Here is a 21,219-nt window from a genome sequence, read left to right as displayed (position 1 = left end):
TTAATCTATGAAGCCTATATGCTGTTAGCAGTAAGAGTGGTAGGACTAAGACCAATTCGTAATTCGTAATTCGTAATTCGTAATTAAGAAAGAATTGGTATGAAGCATTGAGTGGAGACAATGATTCGGTTCAAGTCCTACTTTCTGTTCCTGGCTGAATGCATATTAGGGCGTATTTGTGGAGTATCGAAAGTTAAGTCCTACAGCAATTTCTAAACTGCTTCAACTACAAGGCTCTTGCTGACACGATCTTGTAATCTGGCTTCGATCGCAATTTTTAGAGTTGCTGTACTACTAGAACAGGAACCGCAAGCACCTTGCAGTACAACTTTAACGCGATCGCCTTCTACATCATAGAGTTCTACATCTCCCCCGTCTGCAATGAGTACGGGTCTGACTTCTTCATCAAGAACCTTTTGAATTAGAGCAATCTTCTGCACGTTTGTTAGCGATCGCTGCTTAGATGTAACAATTTCTGTGGCAACTTGTACGCCGTAATCGTTGAGAGCAGGTGAGGCGTATTCCTGTTGAACTGATCTAATAATATCATCAATGTTCGCCAGACAGGAACCGCATCCGCCACCAGCTTTTACATAATTTGTTACTTGCTCGGCACCGGTGAGATGATTTTCTAGAATCACGCGACGAATCTTAGACTCACTAATCCCAAAGCAACTGCAAATTAACGCGCCTTCATCATCATCATCATGGGTAGCTAGAGGTATGCCACGATAATTATAGATAGCGGCTTCTAGCGCTTCTTGTCCCATGACAGAGCAGTGCATCTTTGCTTCTGGTAAACCACCCAGGTAATCTGCAATGTCTTTATTGGACACTTTCAGAGCTTCATCTAAGGTTAAACCTTTAACCATTTCGGTTAATGCACTAGAAGATGCGATCGCACTAGTACAACCAAAGGTTTGAAACCGAGCATCTAGAATCTTATCAGATTCTACTTCTACTTTCAGGTGCAATCTCAGAGCATCGCCGCAAGCAATGCTACCGATTTCTCCCATTGCAACCTTAACCCCAGGTTCGCTAGTTTCTTCAATTGCTCCCTGATTTTTGGGATCGTAAAACAGTTCTAATACTTTATCAGTGTAGTCCCACATATTGAGTTATGAGTAAGAGTGATGAGTTATGAGTGATGAGTTGTGAGTGATGAGTTATGAGTAAGAGTGATGAGTTGTGAGTAAGACTGAGAAGTGATAAGTTATGAAATCATTAATAGTCAGGTAAAACTACTTCCTAACTCCTAACTCCTAACTCCTAACTCCTAACTCCTAACTCCTAACAGTTCTTGTTGTTGCAGCCAACCTGCATCATCATTTTTGAAGGGTGAGAGGGCGCGTAAACGTTCTACAATAGTGGGCATTACTTCTATCACTCGATCGATTTCGGCTTCTGTTGTGTAGCGACAAAGACTGAAGCGAATCGAACCGTGCAAAGTTGTATAGGGTAAGCCCATAGCCCGCAGGACGTGGGAAGGTTCCAGTGAACCGGAGGTGCAAGCAGAACCGGATGATGCACAGATACCGTATTTATTCAACGATAATAAGATAGCTTCACCTTCAATATACTTGAAGCCGATATTTGTGGTGTTGGGCAATCTCTGCGTAACGTCACCATTGACTACACAATCGGGAATTTTAGCGAGTAAAGTTTGTTCGAGGCGATCGCGCAGCCTGATTTCTCTTGTGGTGGCTTCTTCTAAGTGTAACAGTTCTAGTTGGGCAGCTTTGCCCAAGGCAATAATTGCTGGAACATTCTCAGTTCCCGCTCTCCGTCCGCGTTCTTGGTGTCCCCCAATCATGAAGGGACGGAACCGAACCCCGCGCCGAATATATAAAGCACCAATTCCTTTCGGCCCGTGCAGCTTGTGACCAGACAGGGTTAACATATCCACCGTGCTAGTCTTCATATTCAAGGGGATTTTTCCCACTGCTTGCACTGCATCTACATGGAAGATAGCACTATATTCTTTTACGCGCAACCCAATTTGCTCAATCGGGAAAACCGTCCCGGTTTCATTATTAGCATACATAATTGTCACCAAGGCGGTGTTACCGGTCAAGGAAGCTTCTAGTTCATCTAAATCTAGCTGCCCTTGATGATTTACTGATAAATAGGTAACACTATAACCTTGGGTTTCTAATTGTTTGCAGACATTGAGTACTGCTGGATGTTCAACTTGGGTGGTGACGATGTGGCGCTTTTCTGGTTGCGCTAACAGTGCGGCTCGAATAGCGGCGTTATCTCCCTCAGTTCCACAACTTGTGTAGACAATTTCTGACTCATCGGCTCCTAGCATGGCTGCAAGTTGTTCTCTTGCTGTTCTGACTGCTTTACCGACTTGCCCACCAAAGGTATGCATACTAGAGGGATTGCCGTAATAATCTGTGAGGTAAGGTAACATTACCTCTATAACTTCTGGGTCTACCTTAGTGGTAGCATTATTATCAAGATAGATGCAGTTATTTTGCATTGTTGTCTTCAATTACGAATTACGAATTACGAATTACGAATTACGAATTATTTGGGGTTGACGCTTTTGCAACTGCTCTGAGTATTTCTGGGAATAGCTTTGAAACCAACGTTCCCAGTAATCTTGTTTATTTGTTAATTTAGCAACTACGTGATTGTAATTGGTAAACCAGCCTTCCCAATAATCGTTAGGCTGCTTAACGCAACCGTCGCAGGTGGGACAACCAGCTTTACACTGAGGCACGGTATGAATACTACCAATACAATTTGTACAAAGTTCAGGGTCAATCCAGTGCTGTCCGTCAACGACTTTAACTGCATTTGTGGGACATACCGTTAGACAGAGATTGCAGGAAATACACTGGCTAGTAAGAATTTTGTAAGCCATGATTTATTCTCCTTTTGGGCGCGGGGAGTGGGGAGTGGGGAGTGGTGAGTGGCGTTAGCGGAAGAACCAGGTTTAGCTCGTGGTGAGTGGTACGTGGTGAGTGGGGAGTGGTGAATATTGAAATTCCCTACTCCCTACTCCCTATTCCCTATTCCCTATTCTCTAATTCTTTAACGTATTGCTCGTAGAACTCCAAAGCAACTTTTTCAATCACGTCGTAAGCTTCAACAGTCTTGATTCCAGCTTCTTGCAATTTTTCTTGAGGACAGTTACCAATCTTGGAGACTAAAACTGCTTTGCAATCTGCGATCGCTTTCATAATATGCTCAAAAGAAGCTTCTTCGCTGTATCCACCTTGGCAGTATTGGTCAATTTTGCGATGGCTGACAAAGCGAACTTCGTCTCCACCCACTTCGTAAATTTGGAATTCTTTCGCATGACCGAAGTGTTGGTTAACCAATCCGCCGCCTTTGGTTGCTACTGCAACTAAGACTTTCGGACTGTTGGCAAATTTCTTGCCGGCAAGGGCCTTGTCTTTGGCTACTTTAAGTTCTTCTTTAAACTTCTCAATCCCGTCATGAACTTCTTGACGTTTCTCCATGTCATATTCTGGAGTCATTTCCAAGAATTTCTCTTTAGAAAATTCTTGGCTGCGGTCTTCTCCTAATAATCCTACTGCATCGGCGCGGCACTGGCGACAGTGGCGCATCATTTTCATGTTACCAGAGCAGTTGTCTTGAACTTCTTTGAGTTCTTTGGGTGTAGGGCCGCGTTGACCGATTAAACCGAAGTGTGTGCCATGTTCTGGTGCAGAAATCAATGGCATGATGTTGTGCAAGAATGCACCTTTTTCACGAATGACTCGATTCACTTCGACTAAGTGATGGTCATTAATTCCGGGAATCATTACGGAGTTGACTTTGCACAAGATATCAGCATCTTTGAGGGCTTGCAATCCTTCCATCTGTCTTTCGTGGAGAATTCTTGCGCCTTCAATGCCTCTATAACGCTTGCGTCTGTAGTGAACCCAAGGATAAATCTTAGCACCGATCTCTGGATCTACCATGTTAATGGTGATCGTAACGTGATCTATATTTAATTGTTTAATGCGATCGATGTAGTCTGGCAGCATTAAACCATTGGTTGATAAGCACAGCTTGATGTCTGGTGCTTGTTCTGCAATCAACTCAAATGTGCGGAAAGTCTTATCTGGGTTCGCCAGAGGGTCGCCAGGACCGGCAATTCCCACAACTGTCATTTGGGGAATCTTTCCACCAATGACCAAAGCTTTGTGTGCTGCTTGTTCTGGTGTTAGCAATTCGCTAACTACTCCAGGACGGCTTTCGTTAGCACAATCATATTTGCGGTTGCAATAGTTGCATTGAATGTTGCAAGCGGGAGCAACTGCAACGTGCATCCTGGCGTAGTGGTGATGAGCGTCTTCGCTGTAGCAGGGATGTTTAGCAATGCGTTCTTGGAGCTTTTCGTCCCTTTCCACGGTGGCGCTGCTGGGGCTGTCGCAGCCGCAACCACCGGATTTTGCTTGGGTTGGCGATTCCGTAGCGTTGGAGTTGAGGAGTCGTGTAGACGGTGATGTCATTGAGTTTCGCAAAAGGTCGGTGGACTTGGCTGCCACTGTGGGAGATGCTGTTGCCACTCTCTATGCCCAGGAATTGAAGTCGCGCCTTTGACACTGCCTGCAAACCCTTGGGTTCGGGTGACTTGTTTTCAAGTAAGGCAGGCGATAGATATCTGATGTTCGGCTGGTGTGTGTCAACGTTCGGTTCTTGGGTAGAATTTGTGCCCTGAGCCGCGACTTCTTTTCACTTCAGGCATGGTGCTATGTCATCCCTCCACTCACTTTTCGCTTTGTTTGTTTCAGAGCGTTAGGTGATTGGCGATATAAGATTTATAGCAGCAGTCTCCCAGACAGATGTTGCGTCTCTCTAGGATAGAATTTATTGGATTTATTACGGTTGTACTCAAATAATAAAAACCCTAATTCTTCAAGGTTTACAAGAATTAAAATATTTTTTTTCGGGTAGGGGTTCTAGTATTTTTTGGTTGGGGGTCTAGTGTTTATAGATAGGGGTTCAGGATTTCTTTGTACTCAGCTATAACCCAATCCCAGCAATGACTTTAACTAAATTGAAACGGGATTTGGGTTATTTAAATGTGTACTCATATTCCCCTCAGATTCCTTCACAAGCAGTAAATCATAAGGGTTTGAGGGTGAAAAACTGGCGTAGTCTATATCTTTCTACTCCATAAAAAAAGCCCAACTCCATTCTGTATCTAACATATCATTTTTTTGAGGGTAAAAATGCACTTCATATTGTTTTAATTTTTCTTTGGCAATGATATGAAATTGGGGTTGTAACTCTTATCTGGCAAGCGATCGCAGCGACTATAAATAGATGTGTTCTTGCACATATCTTTCAAAAAATTTAAGTTTCGAGTCTTTTTTTTCATTCCCACAATGAGGAGATGCGTAGAAAACTCTCAGATTTTGTGTTTGAGAGAAACAACTAACTCAACTCTAACATGATTGAGCGATCGCAATGATTTTTCTGAATTGCTCACTACAAACCTTAGCAAAAAACCTAACCCCCTTCCCGACGCTCTAAGGGGGAAAATTCCAAGTCTCTCTTAGATTTAGAGAGAGGTTTTACCAGTAGCGTGAAAAGTCAGAGCGTCATTTAGCTACAATTAAAGCAAGCGTGAAAAAATTTAGTTATGATAGCCATCCCCCAACAGCCCCTAGAAATGACCGTTGAGGAATATCTCGAATGGGAACCTCAGCAAGACATTCGTTACGAATATGCCAATGGTGAAGTATTTGCCATGACAGGCGGTACAATTCCCCATAACGACATTGCACTAAATCTCTACAGAGCTTTGTACCCCCATCTGCGTTCCAGAGGTTGTCGAGCGAATGTGTCAGATGTAAAAGTGCAACTTACTTTGCAGAGTCGCTACTATTATCCTGATGTTATTGTCAGTTGTGACCCTGAAGACCTGAATGCCCGCAAATTTATTCAACATCCCAAGCTAATTGCGGAAGTTCTTTCCCCAGGTACAAGCGCTAAAGATCGAGGTGAAAAATTTACTTATTATTTGACAATCCCCAGTTTGCAAGAGTATATCTTGATTGACTCGGAAAAAATCTCCGTTGAGCGTTACTGTCGGGGTGAGGGTAGGATGTGGCTTTACTATCCCTACACGGCTGGAGATATTGTTACTTTATCGAGCATTGAATTTGAGTGTCCGATTGAACTGCTGTATGAAGATGTTGTATTTACGACTGAAGAATAAAGAGAATGCGCTCTTTAAGCAACTGCATAGCCAGTGTAGGGTCTTAACTCCGGTGGACGAAAGCCAAGGACGATGTGTTCTTTAGGAATTCCAGCCCGTTCTAAATCGGCAGCAATGCCTTCTTCGGTGCCATCCCGTTGAATCCAGATTTTACCATCAATCAGGTCAATATGAACCAGACAGCCGTGAATGCGGCGTTCGCGTAGCGTGCCGTAGGCATTCGCCATCCCAACCTATATCCATCCATAAATAGCGAGTCTCTTTCAGAGAGGCTGCGCCAACGTGGCTTCGATCAAACACCACTTCCGATTGAATATTGGCATAAGAATAGGGTAGTGAAGCATATTCACCAAGAATAGTTTCAATCACTTTGCGATAGTGGTCTAATTGGGTATAATCCATTGTTTGATGACCTCCTGTTTTGGATCAAAGGTAATCAGCTTTAAACGATGATTTTTCAGTAACAGTTTGCCGATAGGTTCTTCAAACAAATCATCAAAAACTCTGTTAGGTATTGCAAGATATAATATTCGCTCTGGCTCCAATTCAACCAATATATCCTGATATAAAATATACTGACCTAACGCTTTTTCTAAATCATCAACATCCGATCTGCCGCTAAAACTTTTAATCTCAACTGCAATTTTGGATTCTGCTTTTTGTGCTGCCAACAGCTGTCTAGCACCTAAATAAACATACAAATCTTTTTTACCAAACTTTAGAGTCAGTGGGTCATGAGTAATTATCCATTTATCTTTAATCACAGCATTTTTAACATTGTTGTGATAGATGTCTCTAGCTGGCATACAGGTGTAATCTTAGACTGATATTTCTATTTTAGGAAATCGCTACACTATATCTATCAGGAAAAACAGGCTGTTCTGAGTTCATTCAGTCAAACAGGGTAACAGGAGAAATGCGATGAAAGCAGTGATTATTCGTCGGTATGGCGGCGCTGAAGTGTTGCAGTATGAAGATGTGGAGCAGCCGAAAATTGAGCCAACGCAGTTACTTGTGAAAGTTCGTGCTAGTAGCGTTAATCCCATTGATTGGAAAATCCGCCAAGGGATGTTGAGTTTGATTACCGGCAGTAAATTTCCGAAGATTCTGGGGTTTGATGTGGCGGGAGATGTGGTAGGGGTTGGCTCTGGTGTCACGCGCTTTAAACTAGGAGATGCTATTTACGGCAGTACTAACTTCCCTGGAGGAGGTTATGCCGAATTTGCAGCCATAAGAGAAAACTTGGCGACGCTCAAACCAACCAACCTAAACTATGAAGAAGCTGCGGCTGTGCCTTTAGCAGCACTTACGGCTCTGCAAGCACTGCGAGATCAGGGAAATATTCAAACAGGACAAAATGTCTTAATTAATGGTGCTGCCGGCGGTGTAGGGACTTTTGCAGTGCAAATTGCTAAGGCTTTAGGCTCACAGGTGACGGGAGTTTGCAGTAGCAAAAATTTGGATTTGGTAAAATCTTTGGGAGCAGACCGCGTGATTGATTATACGCAACAAGATTTCACCGAAGATACAGCACAGTATGACATTATCTTTGATGCAGTGAGTAAGCGATCGCTCTCCCAAACCAAAAGAGTCCTCAAACCCAACGGAGTTTACATCACCACGGTACTTAGCCCCAAAGTCTCCTTAGAGATCCTCTTAACAGCCTTCCTTCCCGGTCAAAAAGCGAAATTTCTCTTTGAGAAACCTAACGCTAAAGACTTGCTTTTTCTCAAAGAATTGATTGAAACGGGTAAAATTCGTGTGGTAATTGATCGCACATATCCCTTACAAGAACTAGCGGCGGCTCATGCTTATAGCGAAACTGGGCGTGCAGTGGGGAAAATAGCGATCGCGCAGCCCGTCGTAGACATCGCAGTTTCTAGTTGATTGAAGAACAATAAGCCAAAAGCAGCACAGGTAACTCAATTTTTGATTTTGGCTGATAAAATTGTCCTCGCGTTTAAATTCCCTTGCTCTGGGACTGTTTTAAAGGCGTTGCTGAATTTAGGTATAAAAATGATTTTGCGTGATTTCAAAACTTTTGTCTTGACTAGCAATTGCAACGTCTCTACACCCAGATTCATACATTTTAAGACTTACGCATCAAGTACGAAATGTAGGGGCAATTCATGAATTGCCCCTACGATAAATCAAGGTTTTCAGTGCCTTGAAAGCGTAAGTCCTACATTTAATCAGCAACGCCGTTTTAAATTTTGGATTTTAGGCTATTCAATCCAAAATCCAAAATCTAAAATCTAAAATTCATTGAGTGCTGCTATTTGACTTCTATAAACGATATTGAGTTATCTAAGTCACCTCCAACAGATTTATAATCACCAGCACTAAACTCACGGCATCGACCACCTGTTTCATTTTGGCAGACACGTACCACTTTACCCGGTGGTACACTTAATGAGCTAATAGCGTCATTACCAACAACATTTAAGTCACCTTTGATCGCTTCGTATACTCCTGGACTTGTAGGAAAAGACTGGGAAACTCCAGTCAAATTAGGATCTCTGTAGACCTTAACCTGTTCTGGCGGCGTGTAGGAGAGCTTGTAAATAGTACCGCTATAGTCATCCGAAATTAACAAATTACCTTCGAGATCGACTACCATATCCACCGGTCGCCCCCAGACTTCTTGCGTTGTTGGAACTAGCCAACCGTTGACTAAATCCATCTCCTCCCCTAAAATATTTGTCGTACTATTCCAGGGAAAGTAAGCTATTTTGTAGCCTGTTTTCTTCTGTCGATCCCATGAACCATGCAGCCCCACCACTGCCCCACTTGAGTACAGGCTGGGAAAGTTGGTATTTTGTAAGAATGTTAATCCCAAGGGAGCGGAATGGGCTTGAATACCCTTGTCAATCCTATCCATTGCATCGCAATTAACACTTCCATCAGCATTGAACTGATAATCGCGGTCAAATGGCATATTGTTGAGGCCAGTTGACGTATCAGGATTAGGGTTGCAGAATGGCCAACCGTAGTTACCGCCATATCGGACTTTCGTGAACTCCTCTGGCGGGTGGTTGTCTACGTAAGAGGGGATCTTCTTACCGTAATTGCCACTACTATCGTTGAAGGGATAGAGGATGTCATCTCGATTATTAACCACTACCCAAAGGTCATTTGTGCGAGGTAATAATGCTAATCCTTCGGCATTACGTAAACCTTGGGCAAAAAGTCGCTGATTGGTTCCATTAGCGTCGTATTGATAAATCGCACCACGTTTTGGGGTACTAACAGTATCTTCCTTGCAGGCATTGCACGTAGAGGCGATCGACACGTAGAGTTTGTGATTGCCATCAAGGGCGATATTTTTTAGCTCGTGACCATAAGTGCCTCTGAGTTCCGGTGTGCTCTTGTCAGGTAAGCCAGTTACAACGATTTGGCGATTTTTGGCGACTATATCTCCAGAGTTGTAGATGAAGCGGTTAATTTGATTAGTCTCAGAGATATAAACGTATGTGGTGTTGTCAATCTTATGAAACACAATGTCGTGTGGTTTGCCTAGACCCGTCACAAAGTCAGATATAATTGGGTCTTTGCTGCCATTTGGTCGGACAATTAAGACTTTACCCGTACTCGGCTGTGATACTAAAAGATCCCCATTGGGAGCAACTGCCATAAAGCGAGCTTTGCTAATCCGAGCATAAACAGAGATGGAGAAATTGGGCGGCACTTTCAAGTAACGGTTAGTATTAAAAGGCGCAGAGGTCATCGTACTAGGCACTTTCACCTGAGTATCAACAGATGCATCGGGCGGTTTGGCGATCGCTGCGGTGGTAAGAACTTCTAAGGGCATCACACTAAGTAGTAATGCGGTTAGTATGCCTCTAAGCATCTGTGTTGGTTTTAGAGCAAATGCAACCATTTTGAACTTTCCTCTAGCCGTGTAAATTTATAGTAAAGATAACTCTCAGCTAGCTGATTCTACCGAGAGTTTGAACAAAACTAACTCACGGATACTAGTTTTTTAAAATACTTAAAATATCTTTATATAGTCTTATTTTTTATTTCGGGACTGACAAATAATTTTGTGCAACTGGCGGATAAATCAAAGGATTTAATACCCCTCCCTGATGCTTTGGCTTTTTGGGGTTCAAATTGTTTGATTTATGCAAGAGGTCTATAGGACTTACGCATCATGTACGAAATGTAAGGGCAATTCATGAATTGCCCCTACGGGAAATCAGGGCTTTCACTGCCTTGAAAGGGTAAGTCCTGGTCTATTGATTCTGACCAAAACTAACAAAAACGTCTCCGGCTTTGCTTCTGAATTATTCTTCAATCCTCAGCGTAATTTTAGCGTTTAATTTTTTACCTGAATCGCGGCGGTAATCCACTTATGAAGTGTAGTTGTAACTTCGTCAATGACTATTTCTTGAGAGTTGCGGGTTGCTCTTTCTACAACTTCGACTTTGCCATTAGCGATCGCACGTCCGGTTACAATCCTATAAGGTATACCAATCAAATCAGCATCTTTAAATTTGACTCCCGCCCGTTCGTCGCGGTCATCTAATAAGGTTTCAATTCCCCTAGAATTAAGTTCTGTGTAAAGTTTTTGGGCGATTTCGACTTGTTGAGCATCCTTTATGTTTGGAATTGTGACGATCGCGTGATAAGGTGCGATCGCAACTGGCCAAATAATCCCATCTTTATCATAAGATTGCTCTACGGCAGCTTGGGCCAATCGTGATACACCTACGCCAAAACAACCCATAAATAGCGGCTTTTCTTCACCCTGTTCATTGGTATAAGTTGCACCCATCGCTTGGGAATATTTAGTACCTAATTGGAAGATGTGACCTGCTTCGATTCCCCGGGCGCTGAACAGAGTTTGTTCTGGGTTATGAATGGCGCGATCGCCTGGTCTTGCCTTTCGTATATCTACTACACCGCTTGGTAACTTAAATTGCTCACCCCAATTCGCACCCACTACGTGATAACCAGCTTCATTCGCACCTGTAACAAAGTTTTTTAAATCAACGGCTGTTTGATCCACTAAGCGCAAAAACTTAGGATGGATCTGTTTATTGCCGTTAATATACTCATCTGCGATATCTGGCGCAATGTAGCCTAAAGGTAGAGATTTAGCTGTCCATGCTTGCTGGGCTTCTACATTTGGTACATTCAAACTAATAATAGTTTTACCACCATACAAAGGCGCTAATTTAGTCAATTCATTTTGCAATTTGACTTCATTAACTTCCTGATCGCCGCGGATGCTCACCAGAACTAACACCGTTATCCCGTTATCATAAACTGTCTGATAAAGGACATTTTTCACTAATTGAGTTGGAGAACAGTTGAGGAGTTGACAAACTTTTTCAATCGTCTCTGTTCCAGGTGTATCGCGTTTCTCGTAGGTTGTAAACTGTGAGGTTTCGGCGTCAATTGGTAAAGAAACAGCTTTTTCTACGTTAGCCGCGTATTTACCATCCTCAGTGTAGAGAACTTCATCTTCACCAGCTTCTGCCAAAATCATAAATTCTGTGGAACCAGAACCACCAATTGCACCAGAATCAGCTTCCACTGCCCGAAAAGCTAAACCAGAACGCCGCAGAATATTACTATACGCTTTATACATATCCTGGTAAGTTTCTTTGAGGCTTTTTTCATCGGCATGGAACGAGTAGCCGTCCTTCATGATAAATTCTCTGCCGCGCATTAAACCAAAACGGGGGCGAATTTCATCGCGGAATTTGGTTTGAATTTGGTAGAGGTGCAATGGTAGCTGGCGATAAGAGCGAATCATATCACGAGCGATCGCTGTGATTATTTCTTCATGAGTTGGGCCTAATCCTAATTGTTGCTCACGGCGGTCAATTAGGGAAAACATGATCCCCTCAGCTTTGGTGTAAGTGTCCCAGCGTCCCGATTCTTTCCATAAATCAGCCGGTTGTAATTGTGGTAGGAGACATTCTTCTGCGCCTGTAGCGTTCATTTCTTCCCGCACAATCTGAGAAACTTTTTGTAATACCCGCCACATCAAAGGTAGATAAGCATAGATCCCACTACCGATGCGACGAATGTAACCTGCACGGAGTAACAATTTATGGCTAGGAATCTCAGCATCAGCTGGATCATCCCGGAGTGTAACGAATAACATTTGTGACAGTCGCATCGTTTATAGCCTTTCTTTGATCACTAATTTCTATGTCAACTAAAGTATGAAGTATTAAGGATGAAGTACAAAGTACACAGTGTTATTTTTTTTCATTTTTACTTGTAAATAAGGCATTGGTTATTCCCCCTCATTCCCCATCCCTTTAGGAGAAAACTACCTTGGCAGATGTAATTTATCAAGCACAACCACCCTTAGAATTTATTCCTCCGGCGTTTAACCCCTTAGTTCTACGAGTTGTCCATCTGTTGCTACCCAGTTGGATAAAGTGGCAAACACCTATTACCCAAATTGAAGCAGACAACGTAGAGGTTTTAGTGGATCTTTATCGCCAGTTTCAGGAGGATAAGATCCGTTTTATGCTGGCATTTCGCCACCCTAAAACAGACGATCCGTTTTGTTTGACCTACTTATTGTCTCAACTCGTGCCAAAGGTAGCACGATCGCAGGGTACAGCGCTACAATTTCCAATCCACGCTCATTTTATCTACGATCGCGGCATTCCTCTATGGGCAGGTTCCTACGTCGGCTGGATTATGTCTCATTTAGGTGGGACTCCGATTCAGCGCGGTAAGGCTGACTGGACGGGGTTACGTTCGGCGCGTGAGTTGTTCGCCAATGGGAAATTTCCGATGGCGGCTGCGCCAGAGGGTGCAACCAATGGTTTATCGGAGAATATTAGCCCCCTAGAACCTGGTATTGCCCAATTAGGCTTTTGGTGTGCTGAAGATTTGCACAAAGCCGGACGCGACCAACAGGTTTTAATTGTACCAGTTGGCATTAAATATAGTTACGTTGATGCTCCTTGGGGTGCGATCGCTAATCTTTTAAGTGAATTGGAAGCGGCTAGTGGTTTACCTGTGCATCCACCAGAAAATGCTTCTGTAGAGTCGCTTTATCCCCGGTTATTGACTTTAGCAGAACATTTACTTTCGTTGATGGAAAAATTTTACACACGCTTTTATCATCTCAAGCTGCCAGATATCAAAACAGTAGTAGGAGAAATTGAAGATAGAAATGAAGCGCTAGCAGTTCGTTTACAAGCTTTGTTAAATGCGGCGCTATTAATATCAGAACAGTATTTTGATTTGCATTCAAAAGGTAATTTAAGTGACCGATGTCGGCGAGTAGAACAAGCTGGGTGGAATTATATATTTAGAGAAGATTTTAAGGATGTTAAAGGAATATCTGCTGTCGAAAAAGCTTTAGGCGATCGCGTGGCGGAAGAAGCGAATGCGCGGATGTGGCACATGCGTTTAGTAGAAAGTTTTGTGGCAGTTTCTGGTAATTATATTCGGCAAAATCCCACAGGAGAAAGGTTTGCTGAAACGACTTTAATTTTATGGCAAATGATTGCTAAAATTAAAGGTAATAAAACTGTGCATCGTCCGCAATTGGGTAAGCAAAAAGTAAAAATTACCGTGGGTGAACCCATATCTATTTCTGAGCGTTATCCAGCATATAAGGAAAATCGTTTAGGTGCTAAACAAGCTGTTGCTGATGTCACAAATGATTTGCAGCACGCCTTGGAAGGATTGATTTGATTAATAAAGTAATATTCCAAGTTCCTCGCTGGTTACTGTCATATTATTAATACTTAACTGGATGTATTTTATAGTATTATAATAAACAGATATTACTCAGGCAATTCGCCAAAGCGCTCCCGGTAACGCTGTAAAAGTTGTTCTGTTAATTCTCGTTGCTGTCGTTCCTGTTCAGCACGAGTACTTTCCTGTTCAGCACGAATACTTGCTTGTTCAGCACGAATACTTTCCTGTTCAGCACGAATACTTGCTTGTTCAGCAAGTTCTTCTGGAGTGAGAAATCTATTACCTTGCTGATCAAACCAGTATAGCCACTCACGCTGCCATCCTTCATGGATACCTTGACCTCTACCAATTCCCAAGCCGATTTCAGGTATCCATGCTGGTTCACCAAGCTGGCGCACATATTTACCTTTTTCTAACCGATAAACTTCAAAAGGTTCATGTTTATCACGTTGATAATAATCAGGGTTGTAGGTAACATAATACAACACACCTAATTGGGTATAAGCAGCCATTTTTTTGTCATATTCTCCCCCATAGGTTTGGGAAACAACTTCCAACACCAATGTAGGAGAAACGTTATTTTCTTCTAACAAAACATAGCTTAAGCGTCCCTTGGGATCATTCTTGCGGCGTGGTACTCCTATGCTTAAAAAGCCATCAGGAATAATGGGAGTACGCCGAATTTGACCAGTGCGGTCATAAATGCCCATATCAACCCCAAAAAACCAGTCCCATCGGTCTTGCCAAATTAAGGCTAAGATTGCTTTTAATAAGTTAGGAATCAGGTTTTGTAGTTCATTATCCACAGGGGTATCATCGGAACAAGGTAATTCTTCTGAAGAAGGAAGATACTCAGGTTTGTTGTAGTCTAGCATGACGATTTCTAGAGAAAATTTATAAATAAACGTCCCCTGACTTCACATTAAGACAATACCAGTATTATCGGGCAATAGCAATAATACCAGATTTATAAAGCATAATAGCATGTGTACTCGCTATAATAAGCTTGACATAAAAATGCTATCGATTGATTATATGGAAACTACAACTAAAAGACAAGAGTTGTTAAAAGCAATAAATCAAAGATTAGAACAAGCTTATGAAGACACTTTAGAAGATGTTCTAGAACTGTTAAATATTAGAAAAGCAGAAGACGAAGAAGATATTAAAGCCTTTGAGGAAGCTGAAAATGAACCTACTATTAGTTGGGAACAGTACAAACAAGAATTAGAATCGTGACTTATCAAATAGAAATTTCAAACAGGGCTGCGAAACAATTAAAAAAATTATCTGCTGATATTCGAGATAGAATTAACGAGAAAATTTTAGAAATGGCTGACAACCCCCGTCCTAGCGGTGTTGTCAAGCTAGAAAATACCGATAATAAATATCGTGTTCGTGTTGGCAATTATCGGATTTTGTAGGAGATTCAAGATGATATACTGATAGTTAAAGTTGTCAGAGTAGGGCATCGAAGAGATGTTTATCGAGATGAGTAGATTATAAAATTCATAGTAAGTCGTAAATCTGCTTTTGCAGAGATTTTGAAATATGTAGGATGCTGTGAGATACTCATACTTTTATTTAATTTTGTCAAGAATATGCACCTAATACATCACCCAGGAAACACTTTAGATAAATCCAGAACTAAATCAGGAAAATATGGTAGATTAACTGATTCATTTGGCAGAAAAATTAACTTGCGGCGATAACCAAATTTACCTTGTAAATCTTCATAAGGTTCGCTGTAAGATTCTAGGTAGTTATCTACTAAATTAAATATCCAATAGTCGGAAATACCAGCTTCTGCATAAACAGATAATTTTACATCTTGGTCATATTTCAAAGTGGAATTAGAAATTTCAATTACCAGCAATACATCAGATGGGCTAGGATGAGCTTCTAAATAGTCATCAGGACGATTTCGTACAATGACTAGATCGGGTTCTGGTTCGCTGTCATCAGGTATAATAATTGGTTCTTGTCCTCGAAGAATTGCCTTTTCTACAACCAGCTTGAATAATTCCCGATATAAGCGGGTGCTGCAAACAGAATGTGGTGTACCTTTTGCTGCCATCTGGATTATTTCACCCTTAATTAGCTCAACTCGGTCATCCTCCTCAAAGAAGCCGAGTTCAGCTAGACGGTGATATTCAGCGATAGTAAAGCGTTTAGCAGTGGAAAGGCTCATAACAACTACGAGAATGCAGAGTTATTTTTATCTTAATATAGTCGTAACTAATTAAACTCCACCGATAGAAGATAATAATATATCTGAATCTTCTTCTTGATCAGGTTCTGTAGTTGCTTCTATACTTACACCCTTCCAAATAAAGTCAAAATATTGTTCCTGAATCGTTTTTAATTCCTCTATTGACTCTTGGAAAAATAATTTAATAGCAGATAACTGGTCTTTTTTAGATAAAAATTCTTGTAAGCTTTTTCGATAAAAAATAGCTGAACATGATGGCAAAATGGTTAAATTCTCAGGAGTCCATATATTGGGTTTATCGTTAATTACTTTCTGCATGGATTTAATAACTTTTGAGTGTTCTCCAAAACCAGGAGAAACTTCTAAACATATACCTAGATATGGATATTCCGTGAAACTATCTGGATTTAAATTGAAGTATCCAAGACCACACCAAAAATTACCGCCTGAAAACTTAGTATAGATAATATATCTACTACACCATCTCCATTGAGTCATACTTGCTGCGCCTTTGATAACACCTCCAAAAGCTAGCTTGAATTCACGCTGTACTTCTTCATTGAGAGTTGATTCCATTAAATGGAGAGTTTTGTTAAAGTTCACCATTGTCAAGAAGTCAATCGATGAAAATTGATTAGCGTGAGACATTCCATTTTTCCTCATGAATATTAATATTTCTTGGGCTAAGATATCAGTCGCGTTTTGTTGTAAGCGAGCATAAAATTGATGCCACCTCAATTGATAAAAACTTACTTTTGGCTCTAAATTAAATGCTGGAGTTTTGATTTCTTCTTTTGGGTCATAATCACGGGTGATGTAAATTAAAATTCGATGTCTGACATTTGGTAAATTACTCAAAATCTCAGCATATTTTTTTAAAGCATTATTTCCATCCTTCGCGCCAATTTTTGATTCAATAAATATTACATCTGTATTTAAACCAGTTAATAATTCAACCACAATATCAAGTCTGCTATCCTCAGTATGGATCGCCAGTGCTTGATGTTCTTGTTGGGTTGAAATCTTGATGCTGGAATAATTATCATCACTAATGATTGAGTGATGTTTTAGCCAATCAATTAAAATATTATTATTCAGGGACAAAAAATAAGCAAAAATCTCAGTAAAAAAATCTTCACGCGGTTTGTTTCCTGAATGTAGGTTGAGTAAATTGGTAAACAAAGACATTCATTTTTAAGTATTTAAGGTAATTTCAAAAAAGTTATACACAATAACTAGGAGGCGCATCTCGCTTTTGCAAATATACCGGGCGATTGGAAATCGCGGCTACACAAACAAAGTCCACCTCCGTGGACTAAGAAAAAATCAACAGTTTTTAACCTGCGGAGGCAGGTTTTGTCTGTGTAGCCGTGACTTCTAGTCGCCTGGCTAGTAATAAATTAGACTTTTCAAACTAGCAGTGCAGCAGTTATAACTTAGCCGATCGCAGTTTGACAAGGGTGCTAAATAGACTATACTTACAACAAACAGGGGTAAAATTTTACCCCTAAAAAGTTATGTATTATTTTAAGAATAGCTAGAGAAGGTTAGTACTATTGAGTTAAATGACTTTCTAGCAAAGATGCGATCGCTTCAGGATGAATATTCTTGTATTTCTTTTTACCAAGCTGTAAAATACAGTTGGGAGCGCTGCCACAGCATTTTTGACAACTAGTATGTTCAATGGTAACTTTGTCTAACAAACCGCGATCGCACAAAGTTTTTTCTAATTCTGATAATAAACTTTTACCACCACGTTTGAGGCAGCCGCCCTTTTGACATACCATAATCCTCGCTTTTGGTTCAGGTGGTAAATCTTGATTTGGACACGCATCAATTGGTGTCACTCGATAGGCTTTAATTTTTATTTTACTTGTGCGCGAGTCTATCTCACTCTGACCACAAACGCGAACTTGCTGACCAGGAACTAAGGATGAACTTACTAACCGGCGCAACTCTTTAGGCAGTTTAATTTCTACATTTCCAGATGGAACTGCCAATTGTAAATATTTATATTTTCCTGGTTCACCACCGGCAAAACCTAGTAACTGTCCTTCAAGGTTCAATTCTGATAACGTCAAATACTTGTCACCCATAATTGATAAAAAGTTAGGAGTTAGGAGTTAAGAATCAGGAGTTAGGAGTTAGGAGTTAGGAGTTAAGAATGAGGAGTTAGGAGTAAAAATTCATAACTCATAACTGATAATTTACAACTCATAACTCTTAACTCTTAACTCCTAACTATTTTTAAGCGAGGCGTTTAGCTTCTACAGTTTGGGGTAAATTTGCAGTGTCTGGCAAATTACTAAATTCTAATTCCCAACCATTTGCTAAGGTGAGAATCTTGCCATCATTTCCATCGGTTTGTTTGACGACTTCTTCTTCCAGGTCTTTTTTAGCAACGTAAACTACTAAAGTGCCGGCGTCATTCATGCGGAGCATTACTTTCATGAGATTCCTCAACAGATTCTAGTTCTTTTTTCTTACAGCCGACGACGAATCCTGTTTCCAAGAAATGCACAGCATATATATAGGAAGTCTGTAAATATGTTCCTATACTCGCTATGTAGCCGATATCTCCTTTGTTCACTAAAACTTGCCCAACTTCTTTACCAGGAAAAGTACCATCGTTTTTTAGCAGTTTCCGAACTCTGACTTTTTCTCCAATTTCAAAAGCAGGTGGCAAGTTTAGTTCTAATTCATCACGTTGCATGAGAGTACCTCTGTTCTCTGACCAAATTCAATAGTTCTTCTGTCGTCAAACTACGTTTTTTCTGTACTGATTGGTGGCGCACTGCATCTAAAACAGATTGGGTTTCTTGGGAGTTCAAGAAAATTCCATGCTGTTCTAGCAAGTTTGCAACCAAATGCCGTCCAGAATGTTTACCTACTACTAAACGCCGTTCCCAACCCACTTCTTCGGGAGCAAATGGTTCGTAGGTGATGGGGTTTTGCATTACTCCGTGAGCATGGATGCCAGATTCGTGAGCAAAGGTATTTTCGCCAACGATCGCTTTCCAGGGTGGTACACTAGCACCTGATGCGGCTGCAACTAGTTGAGACAGTTCCAGCAAACTAGGAGTCTTGATGCCCAAATCAACGCCGTAGATGCGTTTTATCGCCATAACAACTTCTTCTAAAGCTGCATTTCCCGCCCTTTCACCTAATCCGTTGACTGTGGTATTCACTGATAAGGCTCCGGCTTTGATACCCGCAAGGGCGTTAGCAGTTGCTAGACCAAAATCATTGTGGGTATGGATTTCTAGGGGAATCATCAAAGCTGAAACCAGCCGTTTTACCTTGGTGTAGGTGGTGAAAGGATCGAGAACTCCTACGGTGTCGCAGAAGCGGAACCGGGATGCACCCCATTCTTGAGCATAAAGTGCTACATCTAAGAGGAAATTTTCATCAGCCCTAGAAGAATCTTCTCCGCCAACTGCTACCCAAAGACCTTGATCGACGGCGAAGCTGATACAGTCTTTGAGTTTTTGCAAACTTACTCGCCATTGACCGTGGAATTTAGCGGCGATTTGAATACCAGAGACGGGAATGGCAATATGCACCCGGTTCAGACCGCAAGCGATAGAAGCCTTAATATCTGAGATGACAGCGCGGTTCCAGCCCAGGAGTTTTGCTTGTAAACCCAAGTCAGAAATTGCGGCGATCGCTCGTGTTTCTTCGTCACCCATTGCCGGTATACCGACTTCTAATTCCGGGATACCAATAGCATCGAGAAACTTAGCGATCGCAACTTTTTCTTCTAGGGTGAATGCAACACCTGCTGCTTGTTCACCATCACGTAATGTAGTGTCATTAATTATGATTTGATTCATTGCAAATATCCCTCTCTTGGAAGTATTCTTAATAACCTTTCTCTCTACAATCCCCAGCGATGGTAAATGCTAAAAATATGACAATTCATAATGTAGGATACATGATCCTTAATTATTGACCGATTATCAGCATCACATCTGTATGGCAGGGAACTAAAACCATGTATAATTTACTAATCGTTTTTACCGATGTCAGTTGAAATTTCTTCGATTAGCAATGAACTGATATAGCTATTAGCAAATCCTGAACAAAGTAAAACACATAATCCAGCAATTAAAGATGTAATCATCTTCGTGACCTCAGATTTTTTAGAGCATTAGTGTGTAATTTCGGCAGGTAATGATACTCAAAGCTAAAGGGTTCAAATTACGCTAACTTTGTTCTGCTAGCCAGTCAAAAATCTTTCCTAGCTGCTCCAAGTCAACGAAACCATACTGCCACAGAAGCATCGGTAGTGGTCCATTTTCTAATTCACGGTGTCGCAGAGCTACAGCAATATCAGCATTTGAAAGTTCAAGTTCGTTGTGCAAAAAATTCAGAAGTTTTATATCTCTGTTACGAGTCGCCATAATTAATTGAACTTTCAATTTCTTAATTTGGAAAAAAATTAAAAATCAGAATTTTCCAGTCTTGTTTGCTAACTTCACCTTTGTAATTGTCGCTAGATGTCAGGATAATTTCAGATTTTGCAGACTGGATAAAATCTAAAAGTCGGTTAATCTCCCTCAGTCTGCAACAAATTCAGTTAGCATACAGTAGCTTCAACTTCTAAAGCTATTCGAGCTTTGTGCATCTATGAACAAAAAGGATCAATTACAGTGATTTCGTCATGAATTCAAGATTAATAGTGTCTCAATTAGGTCTTTTAGAAATACTCAAGACTCATCACTGTAAAGCCAGCAACGCTCTAGCCACTCTAATAATTCTTGACGAGAAGCAAGAAATTGCATAACTGTACTGCGAATCAATATCGCTTCTACCAAATTATTCACTTGCACTCGTAAAGAACCATCGGGGGGACAGGAACTCTTAATTTTTAACTCTTGCAAACGGTGGTAGATTCGCCAGCGATCGCTCAAAGGAATCTGCAAAACTTGATCGCCATTCGGGTCAGAACTAAGTTGTGAGGCGTTTAATTTTCTCATTTTGGGAGTGGTGAATGGGGTAGATAAGGGGGATCAGGGAGCAGGGGAAGAGTAAAAACTTCAAACTCCTAACTCCTAACTCCTAACTCCTAACTCCTAACTCCTAACTCCTAACTCCTAACTCCTAACTCCTAACTCCTAACTCCTAACTCCTAACT

The 21,219-nt window shown here is 41.2% G+C and carries 23 protein-coding genes; 5 read left to right on the top strand and 18 right to left on the bottom strand.

What is annotated here, in order from left to right; all coding sequences use genetic code 11:
* Positions 1-212 precede the first annotated feature (212 nt).
* The 4 genes from nifU to nifB form a co-directional block, all read right to left on the bottom strand.
* Positions 213-1,112, bottom strand: a complete 900-nt coding sequence (nifU, locus tag V7K73_RS10340; protein WP_334879586.1) for a Fe-S cluster assembly protein NifU — start codon at positions 1,110-1,112, stop codon at positions 213-215.
* A gap of 164 nt (positions 1,113-1,276) precedes the next feature.
* Positions 1,277-2,485 carry a cysteine desulfurase NifS gene (gene nifS / locus V7K73_RS10335; protein WP_334879584.1) on the bottom strand — a complete coding sequence of 403 codons (1,209 nt, stop codon included), beginning with the start codon at positions 2,483-2,485 and terminating at the stop codon, positions 1,277-1,279.
* Positions 2,486-2,518: 33 nt separating this feature from the next.
* Positions 2,519-2,872 (bottom strand): 4Fe-4S binding protein, encoded by a 354-nt coding sequence (locus V7K73_RS10330; protein WP_334879582.1) that lies wholly within the window; start codon positions 2,870-2,872, stop codon positions 2,519-2,521.
* 148 nt (positions 2,873-3,020) lie between these two features.
* Positions 3,021-4,472, bottom strand: coding sequence for a nitrogenase cofactor biosynthesis protein NifB (gene nifB, locus V7K73_RS10325; protein ID WP_334879740.1), 1,452 nt, complete (start codon positions 4,470-4,472; stop codon positions 3,021-3,023).
* 1,136 nt (positions 4,473-5,608) lie between these two features.
* On the opposite strand from nifB, the gene V7K73_RS10320 reads away from it, so the two are divergent.
* Positions 5,609-6,187 carry a Uma2 family endonuclease gene (locus V7K73_RS10320; protein ID WP_334879580.1) on the top strand — a complete coding sequence of 193 codons (579 nt, stop codon included), beginning with the start codon at positions 5,609-5,611 and terminating at the stop codon, positions 6,185-6,187.
* Positions 6,188-6,201: 14 nt separating this feature from the next.
* On the opposite strand, the gene V7K73_RS29815 is transcribed toward V7K73_RS10320, so the two are convergent.
* Genes V7K73_RS29815 through V7K73_RS10310 form a run of 3 tightly spaced genes read right to left on the bottom strand, consistent with a single transcriptional unit; the run spans position 6,202 to position 6,993 of the window.
* Positions 6,202-6,414, bottom strand: a complete 213-nt coding sequence (locus tag V7K73_RS29815) for a XisI protein (RefSeq protein ID WP_442936752.1) — start codon at positions 6,412-6,414, stop codon at positions 6,202-6,204.
* Entirely contained in the window at positions 6,353-6,589 is a 237-nt protein-coding gene (locus V7K73_RS29810) for an element excision factor XisI family protein (protein WP_442936751.1), read from the bottom strand. Before V7K73_RS29810 ends, V7K73_RS29815 begins: the two co-directional genes overlap by 62 nt.
* Positions 6,571-6,993, bottom strand: coding sequence for a XisH family protein (locus tag V7K73_RS10310; protein ID WP_334879578.1), 423 nt, complete (start codon positions 6,991-6,993; stop codon positions 6,571-6,573). The genes V7K73_RS29810 and V7K73_RS10310 overlap by 19 nt, the downstream gene beginning before the upstream one ends.
* Positions 6,994-7,108: 115 nt before the next feature.
* Between V7K73_RS10310 and V7K73_RS10305 the strand changes: the two genes are divergently transcribed.
* Positions 7,109-8,074: an NAD(P)-dependent alcohol dehydrogenase gene (locus V7K73_RS10305; RefSeq protein WP_334879576.1), complete on the top strand. Its 966-nt coding sequence runs from the start codon at positions 7,109-7,111 to the stop codon at positions 8,072-8,074.
* Between the two features lie 388 nt (positions 8,075-8,462).
* Here the strand turns inward: V7K73_RS10305 and V7K73_RS10300 are convergent, their stop codons facing one another.
* Together V7K73_RS10300 and V7K73_RS10295 are read right to left on the bottom strand one after the other, a co-directional pair.
* On the bottom strand, positions 8,463-10,067 hold the full coding sequence (locus tag V7K73_RS10300; protein ID WP_334879574.1) for a PQQ-dependent sugar dehydrogenase: 1,605 nt from the start codon (positions 10,065-10,067) through the stop codon (positions 8,463-8,465).
* 438 nt (positions 10,068-10,505) lie between these two features.
* Complete coding sequence (locus V7K73_RS10295) at positions 10,506-12,320, bottom strand: proline--tRNA ligase (protein ID WP_334879572.1); 1,815 nt, start codon at positions 12,318-12,320, stop codon at positions 10,506-10,508.
* Positions 12,321-12,481: 161 nt separating this feature from the next.
* Here V7K73_RS10295 and V7K73_RS10290 point away from each other — a divergent pair, with 161 nt between their 5' ends.
* Positions 12,482-13,864, top strand: a complete 1,383-nt coding sequence (locus V7K73_RS10290; protein ID WP_334879571.1) for a 1-acyl-sn-glycerol-3-phosphate acyltransferase — start codon at positions 12,482-12,484, stop codon at positions 13,862-13,864.
* Between the two features lie 92 nt (positions 13,865-13,956).
* On the opposite strand, the gene V7K73_RS10285 is transcribed toward V7K73_RS10290, so the two are convergent.
* On the bottom strand, positions 13,957-14,745 hold the full coding sequence (locus V7K73_RS10285) for a Uma2 family endonuclease (protein ID WP_334879569.1): 789 nt from the start codon (positions 14,743-14,745) through the stop codon (positions 13,957-13,959).
* 160 nt (positions 14,746-14,905) lie between these two features.
* Here V7K73_RS10285 and V7K73_RS10280 point away from each other — a divergent pair, with 160 nt between their 5' ends.
* On the top strand, positions 14,906-15,109 hold the full coding sequence (locus tag V7K73_RS10280) for a hypothetical protein (RefSeq protein ID WP_334879738.1): 204 nt from the start codon (positions 14,906-14,908) through the stop codon (positions 15,107-15,109).
* Positions 15,106-15,294, top strand: a complete 189-nt coding sequence (locus tag V7K73_RS10275) for a type II toxin-antitoxin system RelE family toxin (RefSeq protein WP_334879567.1) — start codon at positions 15,106-15,108, stop codon at positions 15,292-15,294. Before V7K73_RS10280 ends, V7K73_RS10275 begins: the two co-directional genes overlap by 4 nt.
* 191 nt (positions 15,295-15,485) lie before the next feature.
* On the opposite strand, the gene V7K73_RS10270 is transcribed toward V7K73_RS10275, so the two are convergent.
* The 8 genes from V7K73_RS10270 to V7K73_RS10235 all read right to left on the bottom strand — a co-directional run bounded on the left by V7K73_RS10270 (position 15,486) and on the right by V7K73_RS10235 (position 21,061).
* Positions 15,486-16,061 carry a Uma2 family endonuclease gene (locus V7K73_RS10270; RefSeq protein ID WP_334879565.1) on the bottom strand — a complete coding sequence of 192 codons (576 nt, stop codon included), beginning with the start codon at positions 16,059-16,061 and terminating at the stop codon, positions 15,486-15,488.
* 51 nt (positions 16,062-16,112) lie between these two features.
* Complete coding sequence (locus V7K73_RS10265) at positions 16,113-17,270, bottom strand: PD-(D/E)XK nuclease family protein (protein ID WP_334879562.1); 1,158 nt, start codon at positions 17,268-17,270, stop codon at positions 16,113-16,115.
* A 365-nt stretch (positions 17,271-17,635) separates the two neighbouring features.
* Positions 17,636-18,178, bottom strand: a complete 543-nt coding sequence (locus tag V7K73_RS10260) for a (2Fe-2S) ferredoxin domain-containing protein (protein WP_334879561.1) — start codon at positions 18,176-18,178, stop codon at positions 17,636-17,638.
* 151 nt (positions 18,179-18,329) lie between these two features.
* A complete protein-coding gene (nifT, locus tag V7K73_RS10255) occupies positions 18,330-18,533 on the bottom strand; it encodes a putative nitrogen fixation protein NifT (RefSeq protein WP_292795429.1) in 204 nt (67 codons plus the stop codon).
* Positions 18,508-18,795 (bottom strand): nitrogen fixation protein NifZ, encoded by a 288-nt coding sequence (locus tag V7K73_RS10250; RefSeq protein ID WP_334879559.1) that lies wholly within the window; start codon positions 18,793-18,795, stop codon positions 18,508-18,510. Before V7K73_RS10250 ends, nifT begins: the two co-directional genes overlap by 26 nt.
* Positions 18,785-19,915 (bottom strand): homocitrate synthase, encoded by a 1,131-nt coding sequence (gene nifV, locus V7K73_RS10245; protein ID WP_334879557.1) that lies wholly within the window; start codon positions 19,913-19,915, stop codon positions 18,785-18,787. Before nifV ends, V7K73_RS10250 begins: the two co-directional genes overlap by 11 nt.
* Positions 19,916-20,287: 372 nt before the next feature.
* Positions 20,288-20,485, bottom strand: a complete 198-nt coding sequence (locus V7K73_RS10240) for a DUF2949 domain-containing protein (RefSeq protein ID WP_100900487.1) — start codon at positions 20,483-20,485, stop codon at positions 20,288-20,290.
* A gap of 306 nt (positions 20,486-20,791) precedes the next feature.
* The gene (locus tag V7K73_RS10235; protein ID WP_334879554.1) at positions 20,792-21,061 is read right to left on the bottom strand and encodes an Asr1405/Asl0597 family protein; all 270 of its coding nucleotides are present in this window, start codon (positions 21,059-21,061) and stop codon (positions 20,792-20,794) included.
* Positions 21,062-21,219 lie beyond the last annotated feature (158 nt).

Origin of the sequence: Nostoc sp. (assembly GCF_036916975.1) — a bacterium.
Taxonomy (GTDB): Bacteria; Cyanobacteriota; Cyanobacteriia; order Cyanobacteriales; family Nostocaceae; genus Nostoc.
The sequence above is the reverse complement of the archived record's forward strand: the minus strand, read 5'-3'. Positions and strand labels throughout refer to the sequence as shown.